Source organism: Haloarcula amylolytica, assembly GCF_049705545.1.
GTDB classification, from domain to species: domain Archaea; phylum Halobacteriota; class Halobacteria; order Halobacteriales; family Haloarculaceae; genus Haloarcula; species Haloarcula amylolytica_B.
This window is the reverse complement of record NZ_JBNAMU010000001.1, coordinates 2,826,392-2,842,179: the sequence shown is the minus strand read 5'-3', so window position 1 is coordinate 2,842,179 and position 15,788 is coordinate 2,826,392. Positions and strand designations below refer to the sequence as shown.

Genomic DNA, 15,788 nt, shown 5'->3' with positions numbered 1-15,788 from the left:
TCGCCCGACGTCGGACGCCGTTCTACTCCTCGGTCGCCGTCCGTAGTTCCTCGATGGCCGTTTCCAGCCGTCGGAGTGTCGCGTCAGCGTCGGTGTACCCCTGCTCGTACTCGCCGTAGGCGTCGTCGGCCTCATTCAGAAACGCTTCGACGGCGTCGTGAATCTCCTGCTCGCTCATGGCTGTACTGACGGCAGCCGACCGGAAAAGTCCCGCTACTCCGGGCTACTGTGTCACGTCGTAGTCGACGCTCGCGTCCCGGAGCGCGTCGGTCACGCGCCCGACAGTGTCCTGTGTTGCGACGACGACGGCGTCGAGCCCCCGGGACGCGGCGTCGGCGGCCACCTCGCCCGCCGCGAAGTGCGTCGTCGGCTCGATGTCGGCGTTGCGAAGCGCGACGACGGCCTCGACGCCCGCGGCGGTGACGATGGGGACATCCGCACAAGCCGCGGCGATGTCGTCGACGTTCTCGACCGGCCCCGACCGGACCGGCGGGACCTGTATCACGCTGACGTGGCCGGGGTCGAGGTCGATGACGCCCTCGAAACCGGTGACGCCGACGACTTCGCCTTCCGCGGCGCTCGTCGTCGTCACGCCCGTCGCGTCGCCGCCGCCGGGATCGGCGTGTAACAGGCCGTCCGACAGCGAGAGCGTTACCGTCTCGCCTTCCGCCAGGTCCGCCGTGGCGATGGCGGCATCCTCTTGGACACTGCCGAGCACGTCGTCGGTGACGTGGTCGGCGAACCGGCGCACGTCGGTGGCGGACTGGAACACCCAGTCGACGCCCTCCTTGGTGACGCGATAGCGCGACCGCCCTTCCTTCTCGACTAACCCGTCGTCGACGAGTTCCCGGATGTACTCGCTGACGGCCTGACTCGTCACGCCGACGGCCTCGGCGATTTCGCCCTGACTCACCGCGGGCTGGCGCTCGGCGATCTCCACGAGGACCCGAAACCGCGTCGCGGCCCGCTTGTTCTCCAGGACGTCGACCATACCAGAGTCACGGGAGTCACAGGTAAAAATACCACCGACACCGTCAGGCCTGGATATTCGCCTGTGGCCGTGGCACCCGCGATGCGAGCGTCGCCGTGACCGACAATATAACCGTCGCCAGCGCCGATCCCACGGCGATGACAGCCAGTTACGACGACCGGGCGCTGCTGCTCGACGGGACGCTCGTCGTCGCGGACCTCCACGTCGGCCGGGGTACTGGCGGGACCCTCGAACTCCCCGTCGGGTCCGGCTCGGACATGGTCCAGCGGTTCCGGTCGCTCGTCGAACGCCACAGCCCCGACGAAGTCGTCGTCGCCGGTGACCTCCTCCACTCGTTCCAGACCGTCCCCCGGTCGGTCGAGAGTACCGTTGCAGGGCTCAAAAGCGCGTGCCAGCAGACCGGTGCGCGCCTGCTCGTGACGCCGGGCAACCACGACACGATGCTCGACAGCGTGTGGGACGGCCCGACCGAGACGGAATACTGCGTCGGTGAGACGGTCGTCTGTCACGGCCACGAACCCCCGGAGGTCGATGCCGACCGCTACGTCGTCGGGCACGACCATCCCACCATTTCCATCGAGGGGCAGCGCCAACCCTGCTATCTCGTCGGGAGCGGCCAGTACCGCGGCAGCGACGTGGTGATGCTCCCGTCGTTCAACAGGCTGAACGCCGGCGTCGAGGTCAACGAGATGCGCGCCAGTGACTTCCAGTCCCCGCTTGTCACCGACGCCGACCGATTGGAGCCGGTGGTCTGGGACGAGAGCGGGCGCGAGACCCTGTCGTTCCCGCCGCTGGGTGAGTTCCGTCGCATGCTATAACGGTAAGTATTTGACCCGCGACGGTGGACGCTGGAATATGGTTCAGACAGAAATCGCGCTGGGTCTCATCGCGATTACGCTGCTCTCGCTGGTGCTGCTGTACTTCGCGACCATAAAGTATGTCTCGGAAGTCCTTGAGGGGGAGGGACACGACCACGAGGGAAACACGAATAGCGGCGGTCCGGCCGCATAGACCGTCGCAGCCCGGCCGACGCGCTCGGCTTTTTCGCTCACCGAAGCAGATCAGCGGCGACCTTGCCGCTTTCCAGCGCGCCCTGTATCGACGACCAGCGGGTGTAATCGCCGGCCAGGACGGCGTTCCCGCCCGGGGATGTCGGGTCCGGCAGCGAATCCCGATACCCCGGCGGCTGGGCGAACTGTGAGAACGGGACCCGGTCGGTCCGGAGCAGTTCCAGCGCCTCGAAGCTCGCGTTCGGATACCACGACCGAAGCGCGTCACGGACCTCCGCGGCCAGTTCCGCGTCGTCTTCCTCCGGGGTTCCGAGGAACGTGGCGCTGTACAACTCCATCCCAGCGGGCGCGTACTCGCTGGCGACGGCCGACAGCGGCGCGACGGTGTTCGGTCGGTCGTCCGCCGCGTTGAGGATGATACGCTGTCCGGTCGTCGGCGCGCGGTTTGTCGGGAGCGCGAAGTACTGGGTGACACAGCCGACGGGCTCGGTCGGGATGGCGTCGATGTCCGTCAACTCAGCCGCCGTCTGCGGGTCCGTCGCGACGACGGCGCTCTCGGCCGTCACTGTCTCGCTTCCTACCTCGGCAGTGACCTCGCCGTCGTGGGTCTCTAGGTCCGTTACGGCCGCATCGGTTTCGATGGTCGCGCCCGCCGAGCGGGCACGGTCGGCGAGCTGGCGCGGCATCGCCTGCATCCCGTCGGCGGGGACGAATATCTCGCCCTCGCTCAGCATCTTGTAGGTGTACTCGAAGATGCTGCTGTCCGTTCCCAGTGAGCGGTCGAGCGTGATGCCGCCGTAGAACGGCGCGGCGAACCGCTCGACGAACCGCTGTGAGAACCCGTAGTCGGCGAGGTACTCCCGGATGGTCCGCCCGCCACGGGAGAGCAGTTCGACGGGCTCGACGTTGGCCAGTTCGCGCTGGAGCCGGAACAGCCTGAGCTTGTCGGCCGTGCGAACGTCCGTGTTGAGCAGCGTCTGTGGTGCTGCAGAAGGGTTCCGGAGCGGGTCCGACAGCACCGAACGGTGGTTCGGGCTGGCGATAGTGGCCCCCGGCGTGAACGTCCGCGGAGCCAGCGCCTCGATGTCGAGTTCGCGCTTCGCCGCGGGGTAGGCGGTGAACATGACCTGAAACCCGCGGTCGAAGGTGTAGCCGTCCTCGCGGGTCGTCCGGACGCGGCCACCCACGTCCGAGCGCTGCTCGAAGACCGTCACATCTCGGCCCGACTCGGCCAGGTGCCGGGCGGCGACCAGTCCGGCGAGCCCGCCCCCAGCGACGACGACATCTGTCATACCTTCCGGTTCGGCCGCCCGGGACAAGAGCGTGCTGAAGCGGGACCGGACCACACTTGGTTGTCCCGTCCGCAAGGGAAGACATGGAGACGACTGCGGCGTTTCGCGGCCTCATCTGCACGGCGTGTGGCGAGGAAACCGACAGCACGACCGACCGCTGTCCCGACTGCGGCGGGATTCTCGTCGGCGACTACGACGTCCCCGATCTGACGCCCGAAGCGCTGCCCCACACGACGGGCCCCAGCCGGTACGAATCTCTTCGGCCTTTCCCGCAGGACGCGACGGTGACGCTCGGCGAAGGGGCGACGCCGCTGGTCCCGGTCCCGGACCTGGCCGGGGAACTCGGCGTCGACTCGGTGTACGTCAAAGACGAGGGGCGCAATCCGACGGCCTCACTGGGCGATCGTAAGCTCTCGCTCTCGGTCACTGCTGCCGCCCGGCGCGGGGCCGAGCGCGTCGTGACGCCATCGACCGGCAACGGCGCGCAGGCCAACGCCGCTTACGCGGCCCGCGCGAACATCGAATCGAAGGGCTTCGTCCCCTCGCGATGCCCGTTTCTCAACAAGGCGATGGTGAACGTCCACGGCGGCGACATGCGCGTCGTCGAGGGGCGGTACGACGACGCCGTCTCGGCTTTCGACGAGGAACTGGCCGAGGCGTCTGACGGCTGGGTTACGGTCGCGCCCGGCCACCCCTTCCGAATCGAGGGAGCCAAATCCGTCGCGTTCGAGGTGATCGACGACCTCGAATGGACGGCCCCAGACGCGGTTGTTCACCCCACCGGCCACGGCGAGACGCTCGTCGGTCTCGAACGCGGCTTTCGGGCAGCGACCGACAGCGGGCTCACGGACTCAGTGCCGCGAACCTACGCCGCACAGCCGGACTCGACGGCCGCCATCGCCGACGCCGCACGCGAGGGGGCGAGCGAACCGGCCACCATCGAGCACCCCGACACTATCGTCGGCCCGCTGGAGGTGCCCGACCCCGCCGCCGGCGCTGCGGCACTCGACTCGCTCGACCGCTCGGGCGGCGACGGTATCGCCGTCTCGGACAAGGACATCCTGGCCGGTGCCGTCGACGGCTGCGAGATGGGACCGGAGACCGGCGCGACCGGGGGAACGGCAATCGCCGGCGCGAGAGCGCTGGCTGACGAGGGGGCTTTCGACGATGACGACGTCGTCGTCCTCGTGAACCCCGTCGCCGGGAGCAAGGAGGCGGACCTGTTGCGCAGTCACCTCATGAGCCAGGGTATCTGAGAGACCGGTCGGCTGACTGAAGGCGAATCCGATACCGCCGTCGATCAGGCAGGTATCCCACCCTTCGGTGTTGTTTATACGATTCTGGCCCAACACTGGCGTGATGCGCGTCGCAGCGTTCAGCGAACTCACTGGCCCGGACGGCGTCTCGATCAGCAACCAACCGACCCCTGAACCCGAACGCGGCGAGGCGGTGGTCTCCGTCGAGGCGTGTGCCATCAACCGCCACGACCTCTGGATTCTCGAAGGCGATTCCGCGATGGTCGACACGGATGACCTGCCGTTCGTCAGCGGCCTCGACGTCGCCGGGACCGTCGACGCCGTGGGCGAGGGCGTTACCGCTCTCGAACCTGGTGACCGAGTGGTACTCTGTCCGAACGAGACCTGCGGGACGTGTCGCTACTGCCGTGAGGGCCCGGAGAACCTCTGTGAGAACTTCTCGCTGTACCACGGTGGCCTCGCCGAGGCGGCCCGCGTCCGGGCCGACCGCCTCGTCAGGCTCCCCGACGGCGTGGGAACGGTCGACGCGGCCGCGCTTCCGACGGCCTATATGACTGCCTTCCACATGCTCCGCCGGATCGACGCCGGACCGGGCGACCTGGTGTTCATCCCGGGCGTAACTGGCGGTGTCGGCGTTGCAGGCGTGCAACTCGCGAGTGTTCTCGGTGCTCAGAGCGTGGGGACCTCGTCCTCACAGACGAAACTGGAACGTGTCGAATCGCTCGGCCTAGACTACGCCATCGAGAGCACCGACCCGGACGAGATCCGGGCAGCAGTTACCGATATCGGGCCGGTCGACGGCGTGCTTAATCACCTCGGGGGCGAGTACACGCAGCTCGGCCTGGATGTCCTCCGACGCGGCGGCCGGATGGCGATCTGTGGACGGACCGCCGGTGGCACATCCGAGATCGATATCCCCGACCTGTTCCTCGGCCACAAACGAGTCATCGGGAGTACGATGGGGACGCAGGGCGACCTAGAGCGGATCGTGGGTCTCGTCGCAGACGGTAAACTCACCCCGGAAATCGAGGCGACGTACCCGCTCGAAGAGACTGGCGCGGCGTTTGCAGCAATGCAGGACCGCGATAGCGTCGGGAAGCTCGTCGTGACGCCGTAGTCACCCCCATGATCCGCGGAAGGTGATTCATCGGACTGATTGCGGGTGAACGCCGGGCAAATACGAGGCCGTCGATCCATCGGCTTCAGTCGCCGCCGCTCACCGAGCGACGATGACAGGAACGGGCGAGTTACGGAACACTTTCTGGGCGACGTTCCCGACGACCAGTCGATCAGCCAACGAGCCGCCGTGGGTTCCGAGTACGACCGCATCGAAGTCGTCGGCTCTATTCAAAACCGCCCGAGCTGGATGTCCCAGTTGAACCTCGGTGGTGATTTCGACATCGTACTCGGCGGCGATCTCCCGAGCGTCATCGAATACCTCCTCCGCACGCTCCTCGGCGGCCGCTTCGATGTCTTCCTCAAGGGCAAGTGACGTGGCTGCTCCTCCCCACGGTGACGGTCCGCCCACGACGTGCAAGACAGTAATCTCCGCGTCGGGATGGTTCTCGAGGGCGTACCTGAGCGCTCGCTGGGCCATCTCCGAGTCGTCCATCGGAACGAGGATCTGTGAGATCATATCGTGACTACGGTCAGGCTGTGGATAAAATGGTGGTGCGCTTGTTCTGGAATAAGCAACGTATTACTACCGGCCGCTGAACGCGCACCTTATCAACAGTCTTTTGATATACTCTGTGTAGGTTGAACGAGGCGTGCAAGATGCGGCGCACGTATGCCGCATAAGACAGCGGTTCTCAAATGCACGATGCTCCATCGTGGTGAGAATCGAACGTAGTGTTAAATCAATAGCGTATCAAACTGTGTCCATGAGCCGAACGATCAACTCGATTCTCGTGCCGACCGACGGCAGTGACGGGGCACGGATAGGCGCCCGGCGAGGAATCGATCTCGCTGCCACAATCGGTGCCGACCTCCACGTACTGTCAGCGGTTGACTCCCGTGACATCGAACCGGAACTGAATTCTGATGGACAGACCGACCGAGAGCGTCTCCTCGAAGAGGAGGCCGAGCAGGCGGTGGATTCCGTCGCGAGACTTGCTCGGACACATCTCTCTGGTCAAATCACCACCGCTGTCGAATCGGGTATCCCGTTCCAGACGATCAACGACTATGTCGATACCCACGACATCGATCTCATCGTCATGGGCACGCAGGGGCGGACAGGGTTCGAACGGGTTGTACTCGGGAGTGTTGCGGAAAAGACTCTCCGGACCGCAGATGTCCCGATTGTCACGGTAACTCCGGACGGGGACATCGTCGAAATCGGCGATCATCAGTACGAAAACATTCTCCTCCCGACCGACGGCAGCGAGGGTGCAGAACTCGCGATAGAGTGGGGGATTACCCTAGCCGAGGTGTATGACGCGACGATACACACGGTGTATTCTGTCGATACGAGTCGGTTCGGCGGCGCTGAGGGGTCAGCAGAGATTCACGACGCACTTGAGCAAACCGGCCAGGAGGCACTCGAGACGGTCCATGAGCGTGCCCGAGCGGCCGATGTCAGTGTCGCAGGCAATATCGCAAGTGGTCCGGCTGCACGCACGATCCTCTCCTACAGCGAAGAACACGATATCGACCTCATCGCGATGGGAACACACGGCCGATCCGGCCTCACGCGATATCTGACCGGCAGCGTCACCGAGACCGTGGTACGTAATGCGGCTGTACCGGTCTGTTGTGTCCCGATGCAGTGACACTATTTCGGGGCTAGCGCCCGCCGGTCAGCCATCGCCTGTCGATACCCGACGAACATCTGTTCTGCATCTAGCACAGCGTTCTCAGAGATTAGATAAGTGACTACTTCTCGTGGGGTGCGTGCCCTGTATCGACCGATCCTCGCCGAACAACGAGTTCGAGAACCGCTGTCTGACTCCTTACGACGCCCGCTGTCTCGACGCACCGGACGCGTGCTGTTTCGCAGTTGTGTACGCCTTTCGGACGCGCTTGAACTCGTCCTCGTTGCCGCCGTGGTCCGGGTGGACCTCCTTGACGCGCTCGCGGTAGGCCGATTTCACGTCGTCCAGCGACGCGCTCTGCGTGAGGCCCAGTTCGCTGAACGCCTGCACTGTCGGGTGTGGTTTCTCCTCGGGGTCCGGGCCCAGGTTGACTTCAGGCGTTTCGAAGGGGAGGCGTGCGCCGAGATAGACGCCCGGCATCTCGTGTTCGACCAGTACGGGGACGGTCGGCGACCGCTCGATGCGGTAGTACGCCCGGGCGTCGAACGTGATCGCCACGTCCCGTTTCGGCAGGTAGAACGCGACGTGTTGCCCCTCGACGAAGTGGTTCTCGGCGAACTGCTCGTCGATGGCGGTGAGGTACTCGCGGAGCTCCGCCCGGCGCCGCATCTCACCCCCGTCGGTCGCCTGTCGGTTCGGCCGCTCGGCCGGAAACACGCGATTCGCGAGGACAAACAGCCCGGCGACGACGAGGCTCCCGGCAACACCTAAGACGAGCCCGAGGACCAGCCACTCCGGTAGGACGCCCGGTTGTGTCTGCACAGCCCCATGTTAGGGTCCAGTGGTAAAGAAATTCCCGCTCTCCGGCAACACCGACCCCGAAATCGGCGAATACCGGGACACAGTTACACCAATCCGTCTCAGCCGATGTATCTGAGGTCTTCGTCGGCGGGCGACGGGGAGTTCTGCTGTTCCATCTCCTGGATTTTCCGGACGACCTCCTCCATCTCGTCGGCGCGGTCCTCCAGGGAACTGTAGTCTACCTCGAACCCGATGACTTCCTGGAGGATTTCGAGGACGGCCTGCGCGCTCTTGGGGTCGACCAGGTAGCCCGACGTTTCGCCCATGAGACAACTGGCCGGCACGTCGCGGCGTTTGCTCAGGCCGAGCAGCAGGCCGGAGACGCCGACGATGCCGCCGGCCGGTTCGTCCTCGCGGAAAGCCACGCCAGCGTCCTCCAGCGTCTCCCTGAAGCCCTCGGTCGTCGTCGCACCGAGCACGTCGTACTCCTCGATGAGTTCGCCGGTCGGGACGCCGCCGAGGGCGAACACCCGCTGAACGCCGAACTCGTCGGCGATGTCGAGGAACGTGTCGGTCAGGCCGTAGTGGCCCTCGTTGTCCTGGGCCTGGTGGTCCCCGGAGAGTACGAGCAGGTCCTGGCCCTCCTCTGGCGTGACAGCGTGGAACTCGGCGCAGGCGAGTTGTGCCTGGCCCTCATCGATGCTGACCTGCGGTGGGAAATGCGTCGAGTAGACGCGGCGGACGAGCTCGCTCTCGAGCTCCTCAAGCAGGTGCTCTGCGGCGAGTTTGCCGACGTGGCCGACGCCGGGCAAGCCCTCGACCAGTACCGGCTCGTCGAGGTCGGGGTCCGCTACGCGCTCGATGTCGAATTCGTCCATACGGCTTATTCGCGGCTGCGGCGCTTAAGAGAACGTCGATACTCGCCGTAGCTGTCCTCGGGCGAGAACGGCGCGGGTGCGCTGTTGACCGCCTCGCCCCCGCAGTCCGGACAGGTGTCACCCAGCGTGTACACCGGCCGGTCGTGTTCTGACTCCCAGGCGGCACAGACGCGGATATCCGATTTCATCGGTTGTAAATCGACCGTCAGCGGCGGCTTACTCGTCTTCTTCGCTACGCTCGCGGTGGAACTGTCCCGTTCCACCGTGTTGCTCGACGACCTTCGCGGCGCGGTCGGCGCTCTCTTCGAGCGCGTCCTCGGCGGTCTTGTAGTCGGGCGCTTGCACCTGGATGCGGTACTCGGGCGAGCCGACGTAGGTCACTTCGAGTTCGATCTCGTCGGGGACCTCGCCGTTGCCCTCCGCGGCCTGGAGCGCTTCCTTGATGACGTCGACGCCATCGCTTTCGGGACAGGACAGGTCGACGTAGCCGGTGACCTGTACGTACGGCACGGAGACGTTGTTCCGGGCGGTCTGGACGATAGCGTCGATCTCCTCCTCGGAGAGGTCGACGTCTTCGAGGGCGTCGTTGCCGTGGATCGCCGCCGACTCGAACCCGTCGTACATCGAGCCGAACTCCGCCAGTAGTTCGTTGGCGATAGCGGCGTAGGTCTCGTCGTCCAGGTCCTCGCCGAAGGCCAGTTCCATCCAGTTGTCGGCCTTCTGCTCGTTTTTCCACTCCTGGATCTTCTCCTTTCGCTGGTGGTCGTTGACGTCCTTGATCGAGAGGTCGATCTGCTGGGCGCTCTCGTCGACGTCAAGCACTTTGGCAACGACTGTCTGCCCTTCGTTGACGTGGTCGCGGACGTTCTTGATCCATCCGCTGGCGACCTCGGAGATGTGACAGAGGCCGCGTTTGCCCTCGTACTCGTCGAGGTCGACGAACACGCCGAAGTCCTCGATCTCGTCGATCTTCCCGACGACGAGTTCGCCCGGTTCGGGCCAGCCGCTGTATTTCATCCTATCGGGCCTCGACGACGGCGGTCACTTCGCCTTCGATGTCGGCCTTGCCGCCCGTCGGGCGGGCGATAGTGTGGCCACAGACGGCACACGAAACTTCGCTCGCGGCCTTCTCGAAGAGGGTCTGTTCGTTCTCGCAGTCGGGGCATTCGACGGTGATGAAGCTTCCTGCCATCGTTACTCCTGGAACTCCAGTCGGCCGGCGCGCCATCCTTCGCGGAGGTGGGCCTTCCCACACTCGCCACAGCGGTACTTGAGGTCCGTCTTCTTGGTGGGCTTGTCGCCACCCGGGACCTTCGAGAACTTACCGTCGTTCCCGATACCGGAGTTGCGCTCGCGCTGGCGGTCGATCCACTTCATGCCCGTCTGGCGGCCGCTGCGGACCTTCTCGACCTCGTGTTCCTGGTGCTCGTTACAGTGCGGACAGTACGTATTGAATCGTCGTGGCATCTGCATAGATATCGGCCTTACCGAGCGATTTGACGTGACCGCTTAAAACCCGTTTGGTTCGCACCTGCCAGCCGCCCCCACTCCCCGTGTCTGTACGCCCGACGCCAACACCCGCTGTCCTGTGGCAGGCTATTGGAACCGCGCGGAGGGACCGGTCGATTCGATTCGGACCGCGCCGAACACGTCCGCCGCGCCTGCCCCGGCCACCAGTTCGAGATTCACCGCTTCGCCGGCAGCGAGCGATCCCAGTTTCTTTGCCAGTTCGTCGTCGACGTAGTCCACGACCTCGTAGATTTCGTCGGCTTCGACGTCACGGAGCTCCATTCGTCCGTCATCGCCCATCGGGCTGACCACGACCGAGGCCCGCTCGCACGACCGCTGCTGTTGTTTCAACATACACGACTGTCATCGCTTCCAATATATAAATCTCCGCTACCAGGATGTTAACCATCTAAACACTATCCGATAGAGTATAAGGACATTCTAGTCACAGGTGAACAGCTCGTCGCCCCTGTCGGTTGGCGCGCTGTGTCGCAGTCGCCTTCGAAGTCACTAAGTACGCTGTTGGCAAAGGAACGGGCATGAAGAAGCTCATCATCCACGGTGATCCGGGGCTGCGAAAGGGCGGCCGCATCGAGTACGAGGACGAGGAGTACGAGGTGTTCTCGGTCTCGCGGCAGGGCGACTGGCACGGGCCGGACCGGCCACAGCTCTGGTGTACCATCGGCTCGGAGGACGAGGAAGAGACGTTCAAAACGCAGGAGTACATCCCGATGCACCTGGACACGGACGACATCGAGGCCGAGGCCGTCACCGTCCTCCGCGAGCGCGCGCCGCCGAACGCCGAGTCCTGAACGGCCCCACGGCCGCTGTATCGTCCCGCTTTTCCCTTCTCAGAACCGCGCCGGCCGGACCCGGTAGATGGTGACGCCGTCGGTCCGTTTCGCCACGGTAACGCCCTGTAGCTGGTCGACCGTCACGTCGTCGTAGCGGGCCCGCTCTGCGGGGCCGACGTAGACGTAGCGCACGTCGTAGGCTTCGAGGAGGCGACGCTGCTCGGCCGGCTCGCCCGTGTAAATCGTCGCCACGTCGTTGACGCGCCGGTCGTACACCGTGTCGTTGCGGTACTGAGCTTCGTGGGTCCAGCCCGCGACGGTCGGCAGTCCGGTCAGGCTCGACGGCGCGCTCGCCCCCTCGCCTTCGGCGGCGTCCCACTGGTAGCCCGCGGGCGCGGCCGTGACGATGGTCGGTCGGCCCTCCGTCGTCGCATCGAGCCACCGGATCGCCTCGGCTTCCGCAGGGTGGTCGTCGTCGAGGTACGCCAGTCCGTCCAGCGTCGGGTCGCCGGCGTACTCGACGTGGTTCGAGAGGGCGAACACGCCGTACAGCGACGCCGAACAGACCAGCAGGGCGACGAACGCTCGGACGCCGGTGTGGACCCACGCTCGTGCCCGCTCGTCGGCCGGCCGCCAGCGGGCGAGCAGCCACGCCAGCACGGGGCCGGCGGCGACCCCCCAGAGCACCCATACCTGCATGTACGTCTTGAAGACGGTGTTCATCCGGCCGATGTTTTCCCTGACGAAGACGAACTCGACCAGCAGGACCAGGCCCGCACCGGCGAGAATCAGCACGGCCTCGAAGCCGACGGGCCGGTCGCCGCCGTCGGCCAGCGCCGGAACCGCGTCGACGGTGCGGTCGAGCGTCGGCGAGCGGGCGAACAGCCACGCGCCGACCAGCAGAGGAGCGAGCAGGCCCACCGCCGCGACGTCGAGCGTCGCCGCCAGCGCCGCCGTTCCGACGGCCGCCAGACCGACGACTCGGGCCGTGTCCCGCCCGACGGCGCGGCCGGTCTGGGCGTACAGGTACAGCCAGAACGGGGCGACGAACAGGCCGTGGACGGCCAGCAGCTCCAGCAGCGAGGTCCGGTCGGGCAGGACGGCAATCTGGCGTCCGCTCGCCGGGCCGAGCCAGAACGGGAGCGACCAGAGGAGTCCCAGCACGAGGACGCCGCCGGCCACGGCCAGCCCCATCCCGACTCGGACCCCCTCTCGACCCGGCCCGTTCAGACGGAGTCGACGTCCGACGTGTTCCGGCAGGAGCGTCGTCGGGTCGGCCGGCGCGACGGTGACCGTCAGCAGGGCCAGCCCACCCATCGACGGGAACGACCACGTGTTCGTCACGGCCATGATGCCGGCGACGGCCGGGAGCGCGCCGAAAAGCAGCGCGAGCCGCCGCCGGCGTTCGGCGGCCGGCGTCTGGTAGTAGCTGAAACAGAGCGCGGCGGCGAGCAACAGGAAGCCCGTGCTCATCATGTGGGCGTGCATGTCGCCGTTGAGCCAGGAAAACAGCGGGAACTCGTCGATGACCAGCGCAGCGCCGGGCTCGTACGTCCCGAAATCGGCCGCGCTGTCCTCGATGACGCGGCTCGCGTCCCAGTAGCTGAACGAGTCCGGCCCCGCCGCGAGCCCCTCCAGTTCGTAGCCGGCCCGCTCGGCAACTGTCCGGCCCGGCCCATCGGGTAGAAGCCAGATAACGAACTTTGCAGGCGTCGACAGATTGCTCGCGATGCCGACGCAGAACGCCGTGAGGCCGGCGGCCAGCCGTCGCGGGAGGCCGCGTTCGCTCGCGACAGCGCCGGCCAGTCCGTACGCCGCCGTGACCAGCGTCGCGTAAAAGCCCGCCAGCGCGAGATTGTACGCGAACTGGCCGGCCGTTCCCGTGATCCTGGTGAGAATTGCCGCAATGAGGTGCCCGCCGTAGTAGTACGCGACCGGTTCGCCGGCGAACCACATGTCCTCTAGCGGGAGGCTGTCGGCCCGCACCAGCGACTGCAACAATCCGAAATCGAGGAACTTCTCGCCGCCGATGGGGACGATCCCGGGGTCAAGCGCTCTGATGCCGACGAGAAACAGGAACGCGACCGTGAACACGCCGGCCGTCTCGGCGTACGCTCGGGCGTCCGGTCCGCCGTCAATCCGCCGGACAGCCAGCGTACTCACGGCGAGAACGACGACACCGAACCAGACACCGACCGTCAGCGAGAGGCGACCGACGAAATAGGTGACCAGCCACAGTACCGAGACGGCGACCGGGACGCCGAAGGCGACTCCGCGGTCGGCGAAGCGGGGGAACAGCAGTCCAGCGACGGTCCCGCCAGCGTACAGTAACAGGAGGTAGAGGGCGAGCCAGGTGGCGAGGAGCCCGTATTCCATCACTGAAGGGACTGGTTCGCTGGCCTATACGCTTTTTCGTTGCTTCCGGACTTATCAACTGACTATGGACCGGTAGCTTCGAACTGTTTTTACTTCCGCCTGTCCCACTACTCGCCAATGTCGCGTTCCGTCGGGGTTGTCCTCCCAGCCTACCGTCCCGACACAGATCAGCTCGGGACCTATATCGCCGCCATCGACGATGCCCTCGCTCCGCAGACCATCGTTGTCGAACTCGATGCGCCCCGGGACGGCGTTCCCACACAACTCCGCTCGCTGCCGGTCGAAGTCCACGCCGTCCCGTACCGTCGCGGAAAGGGCGCAGCGATAACCGCCGGCTTCGAGCGGTTAGACACCGACGTGCTGGCCTTCGTCGACGCGGACGGGTCGACACCGGTCCACTCGTTCGAACGGATACTGGACCCGGTCACCGACGGCCGAACGGACCTCGCTGTGGGCTCTCGCCGCCACCCGGACGCCACGGTCGCCACCCACCAGACGTTCGCCCGCCGGTTCCTCGGCGACGGCTTCGCGTGGCTCGCCGGCCAGTTGCTCGACGCGAGGCTGTACGACTACCAGTGCGGTGCAAAAGCCATCGACGCGGCCGCCTGGGAGCGCGTCCGCGACCACCTGTACGAGCCCGGTTTCGCGTGGGACGTTGAACTAATCGCCATCACGGCGGCGCTGGGCCTGCGCATCGAAGAGGTACCGATAGAGTGGGAGGACAAGCCCGGCTCGACGGTGTCGCCGATACGAACGTCGATAGATCTGCTCGAGGCACTGCTGACGGCTCGCCACCGGTCGAAGCAATTGCGGGACGACGGGTTCCACACGGCCTTGGCAGAACATCTTGACGAACCGACCGCCCTGATCGATAAGGACCGATGATGGACATCGAACAACAGGTACGACGCGTCGTCCCGGACCGGTTCGAGTCGCTGGTCTCCGGCGTCCGGTTCGGTCAGTTCGTCTCCGTCGGCGTCGTCGGCGCGATCAGCGACAACACCGTCCTCGCCGTGCTCGGTCTGGCCTTCGGCGTCAGCGACATGTGGGCCAAAGCCGCCGGCGTCGAAACGGCAATCCTCGTGATGTTTCTGGTCAACGAACACTGGACGTTCGCGGGCCAGGGTGAGACCGGCCGCCGCTCGTTCGCCAAACGGCTCGGCAAATCGCATCTAGTCCGGTCCGGCGGCGTCGCGGTGCAATTGGCCGTGTACTGGCTGCTCACGCAGTGGCTGTCGATCCACCTCGTCGTCGCCGGGACGGACCTGTGGTTCATCGCTGCGAGCCCACTCGCGATTGGGGTCGCGATGCTGGTCAACTATGTTGCCGAGAGCCTCTTCACGTGGCAGGTCCACGCGGACGAGTGAGCATAGCGCGTTACTAACTCACGGACGGCACTCGAATCACAACCCTTAATGAGGGGACCGGACTACGAGAAGGTAGCGGGATGGGATAGCCAGGAGATTCCGGCGGGCTCATAACCCGCAGATCGGTAGTTCAAATCTACCTCCCGCTATATTCTGTCGCTCACGAATCCGTGAGCGACTGAGATCGTCCAGTAGATTTGAAGACGGTCACGAGCGACCAACGAGAGCGACGTGAACGCGGTTCAGATCTACCTCTTGCCTAGACCCGCTTTCAGTCCCTTATTGTCGGTTTTCGCCGCTGCGTAGATATCCATCTCTGGCCGCTGTGAGTGTCCGGTACAGTGTGGCGACCAGTGCGACGACGAGCAGGCCGCCGAGTATCTGTGCCGGCGTGTTCCGGGTCTCGATTGCCCACGGGAGCGACAGCGCTAGAAACCGGACCGAGACAACGAGTCCGGCGAGCGCGGTGCCCATGACCAACAGATGCCGGGCAGTGCGCTGGAATGCGCTACCGCGGTCTATCTCATCGAGTCCATGGCGCTGGATCATCGCGCCCTCCAGCGCAAGCCGGAGTGCCAGCAGCCCGGCCACACCGAAACCAAGGATTCCTATCGAGTTCGGGACCGTAAGCCCCGTTAATCCGACAACGATCCTGCCCGCGCCGACGAGCAACCCGAGCGCTAGAGGTCCGAGCAGAACAAGCGAACTGAACAGTGCGGCGAAATCTTTCGCGAGGGACCGAATGGAGGGGGACACAA

At 65.4% G+C, this 15,788-nt stretch carries 21 protein-coding genes and 1 tRNA gene; 9 read left to right on the top strand and 13 right to left on the bottom strand.

Annotated elements, in window-relative coordinates; all coding sequences use genetic code 11:
• Positions 1–22 precede the first annotated feature (22 nt).
• Positions 23–178 carry a hypothetical protein gene (locus ACOZ4H_RS14890; protein WP_424330011.1) on the bottom strand — a complete coding sequence of 52 codons (156 nt, stop codon included), beginning with the start codon at positions 176–178 and terminating at the stop codon, positions 23–25.
• 45 nt (positions 179–223) lie between these two features.
• The gene (locus tag ACOZ4H_RS14885) at positions 224–991 is read right to left on the bottom strand and encodes a MarR family transcriptional regulator (RefSeq protein WP_424330010.1); all 768 of its coding nucleotides are present in this window, start codon (positions 989–991) and stop codon (positions 224–226) included.
• A gap of 137 nt (positions 992–1,128) precedes the next feature.
• Here ACOZ4H_RS14885 and ACOZ4H_RS14880 point away from each other — a divergent pair, with 137 nt between their 5' ends.
• A complete protein-coding gene (locus ACOZ4H_RS14880; RefSeq protein WP_424330376.1) occupies positions 1,129–1,809 on the top strand; it encodes a metallophosphoesterase in 681 nt (226 codons plus the stop codon).
• Between the two features lie 37 nt (positions 1,810–1,846).
• The gene (locus ACOZ4H_RS14875) at positions 1,847–2,002 is read left to right on the top strand and encodes a hypothetical protein (protein WP_424330009.1); all 156 of its coding nucleotides are present in this window, start codon (positions 1,847–1,849) and stop codon (positions 2,000–2,002) included.
• A gap of 37 nt (positions 2,003–2,039) precedes the next feature.
• On the opposite strand, the gene ACOZ4H_RS14870 is transcribed toward ACOZ4H_RS14875, so the two are convergent.
• On the bottom strand, positions 2,040–3,293 hold the full coding sequence (locus ACOZ4H_RS14870) for an NAD(P)/FAD-dependent oxidoreductase (protein WP_424330008.1): 1,254 nt from the start codon (positions 3,291–3,293) through the stop codon (positions 2,040–2,042).
• Between the two features lie 83 nt (positions 3,294–3,376).
• Here ACOZ4H_RS14870 and ACOZ4H_RS14865 point away from each other — a divergent pair, with 83 nt between their 5' ends.
• Both ACOZ4H_RS14865 and ACOZ4H_RS14860 read left to right on the top strand, forming a co-directional pair.
• Entirely contained in the window at positions 3,377–4,549 is a 1,173-nt protein-coding gene (locus ACOZ4H_RS14865; RefSeq protein WP_424330007.1) for a threonine synthase, read from the top strand.
• A gap of 103 nt (positions 4,550–4,652) precedes the next feature.
• Complete coding sequence (locus ACOZ4H_RS14860) at positions 4,653–5,666, top strand: alcohol dehydrogenase catalytic domain-containing protein (RefSeq protein ID WP_424330006.1); 1,014 nt, start codon at positions 4,653–4,655, stop codon at positions 5,664–5,666.
• A gap of 99 nt (positions 5,667–5,765) precedes the next feature.
• On the opposite strand, the gene ACOZ4H_RS14855 is transcribed toward ACOZ4H_RS14860, so the two are convergent.
• Positions 5,766–6,185: a universal stress protein gene (locus ACOZ4H_RS14855; protein ID WP_424330005.1), complete on the bottom strand. Its 420-nt coding sequence runs from the start codon at positions 6,183–6,185 to the stop codon at positions 5,766–5,768.
• Positions 6,186–6,432: 247 nt separating this feature from the next.
• Between ACOZ4H_RS14855 and ACOZ4H_RS14850 the strand changes: the two genes are divergently transcribed.
• Positions 6,433–7,323, top strand: coding sequence for a universal stress protein (locus tag ACOZ4H_RS14850; RefSeq protein ID WP_424330004.1), 891 nt, complete (start codon positions 6,433–6,435; stop codon positions 7,321–7,323).
• Between the two features lie 180 nt (positions 7,324–7,503).
• On the opposite strand, the gene ACOZ4H_RS14845 is transcribed toward ACOZ4H_RS14850, so the two are convergent.
• From ACOZ4H_RS14845 to ACOZ4H_RS14815, 7 genes are all read right to left on the bottom strand, one after another.
• Positions 7,504–8,127: a J domain-containing protein gene (locus ACOZ4H_RS14845; RefSeq protein WP_424330003.1), complete on the bottom strand. Its 624-nt coding sequence runs from the start codon at positions 8,125–8,127 to the stop codon at positions 7,504–7,506.
• Positions 8,128–8,225: 98 nt separating this feature from the next.
• On the bottom strand, positions 8,226–8,984 hold the full coding sequence (locus ACOZ4H_RS14840; RefSeq protein WP_424330002.1) for a proteasome assembly chaperone family protein: 759 nt from the start codon (positions 8,982–8,984) through the stop codon (positions 8,226–8,228).
• Positions 8,985–8,989: 5 nt separating this feature from the next.
• Positions 8,990–9,172: an RNA-protein complex protein Nop10 gene (locus tag ACOZ4H_RS14835; protein ID WP_151146913.1), complete on the bottom strand. Its 183-nt coding sequence runs from the start codon at positions 9,170–9,172 to the stop codon at positions 8,990–8,992.
• Positions 9,173–9,200: 28 nt separating this feature from the next.
• Positions 9,201–10,001: a translation initiation factor IF-2 subunit alpha gene (locus ACOZ4H_RS14830; protein ID WP_424330001.1), complete on the bottom strand. Its 801-nt coding sequence runs from the start codon at positions 9,999–10,001 to the stop codon at positions 9,201–9,203.
• A 1-nt stretch (position 10,002) separates the two neighbouring features.
• On the bottom strand, positions 10,003–10,176 hold the full coding sequence (locus tag ACOZ4H_RS14825) for a 30S ribosomal protein S27e (RefSeq protein WP_004518703.1): 174 nt from the start codon (positions 10,174–10,176) through the stop codon (positions 10,003–10,005).
• A 2-nt stretch (positions 10,177–10,178) separates the two neighbouring features.
• Positions 10,179–10,457, bottom strand: coding sequence for a 50S ribosomal protein L44e (locus ACOZ4H_RS14820; protein WP_004593654.1), 279 nt, complete (start codon positions 10,455–10,457; stop codon positions 10,179–10,181).
• 123 nt (positions 10,458–10,580) lie between these two features.
• Positions 10,581–10,847 carry a hypothetical protein gene (locus ACOZ4H_RS14815; protein WP_424330000.1) on the bottom strand — a complete coding sequence of 89 codons (267 nt, stop codon included), beginning with the start codon at positions 10,845–10,847 and terminating at the stop codon, positions 10,581–10,583.
• A 185-nt stretch (positions 10,848–11,032) separates the two neighbouring features.
• On the opposite strand from ACOZ4H_RS14815, the gene ACOZ4H_RS14810 reads away from it, so the two are divergent.
• Positions 11,033–11,305, top strand: coding sequence for an HAH_0734 family protein (locus tag ACOZ4H_RS14810; protein ID WP_004963583.1), 273 nt, complete (start codon positions 11,033–11,035; stop codon positions 11,303–11,305).
• Between the two features lie 39 nt (positions 11,306–11,344).
• On the opposite strand, the gene ACOZ4H_RS14805 is transcribed toward ACOZ4H_RS14810, so the two are convergent.
• Entirely contained in the window at positions 11,345–13,663 is a 2,319-nt protein-coding gene (locus ACOZ4H_RS14805; protein ID WP_424329999.1) for a DUF2298 domain-containing protein, read from the bottom strand.
• A gap of 117 nt (positions 13,664–13,780) precedes the next feature.
• On the opposite strand from ACOZ4H_RS14805, the gene ACOZ4H_RS14800 reads away from it, so the two are divergent.
• From ACOZ4H_RS14800 to ACOZ4H_RS14790, 3 genes are all read left to right on the top strand, one after another.
• On the top strand, positions 13,781–14,548 hold the full coding sequence (locus ACOZ4H_RS14800) for a glycosyltransferase (RefSeq protein ID WP_424329998.1): 768 nt from the start codon (positions 13,781–13,783) through the stop codon (positions 14,546–14,548).
• Positions 14,548–15,030: a GtrA family protein gene (locus ACOZ4H_RS14795; RefSeq protein ID WP_424329997.1), complete on the top strand. Its 483-nt coding sequence runs from the start codon at positions 14,548–14,550 to the stop codon at positions 15,028–15,030. Before ACOZ4H_RS14800 ends, ACOZ4H_RS14795 begins: the two co-directional genes overlap by 1 nt.
• 74 nt (positions 15,031–15,104) lie before the next feature.
• Positions 15,105–15,179 (top strand) — tRNA-Met (locus ACOZ4H_RS14790).
• Positions 15,180–15,309: 130 nt separating this feature from the next.
• On the opposite strand, the gene ACOZ4H_RS14785 is transcribed toward ACOZ4H_RS14790, so the two are convergent.
• Positions 15,310–15,786: a hypothetical protein gene (locus ACOZ4H_RS14785; RefSeq protein ID WP_424329996.1), complete on the bottom strand. Its 477-nt coding sequence runs from the start codon at positions 15,784–15,786 to the stop codon at positions 15,310–15,312.
• Positions 15,787–15,788: the final 2 nt, after the last annotated feature.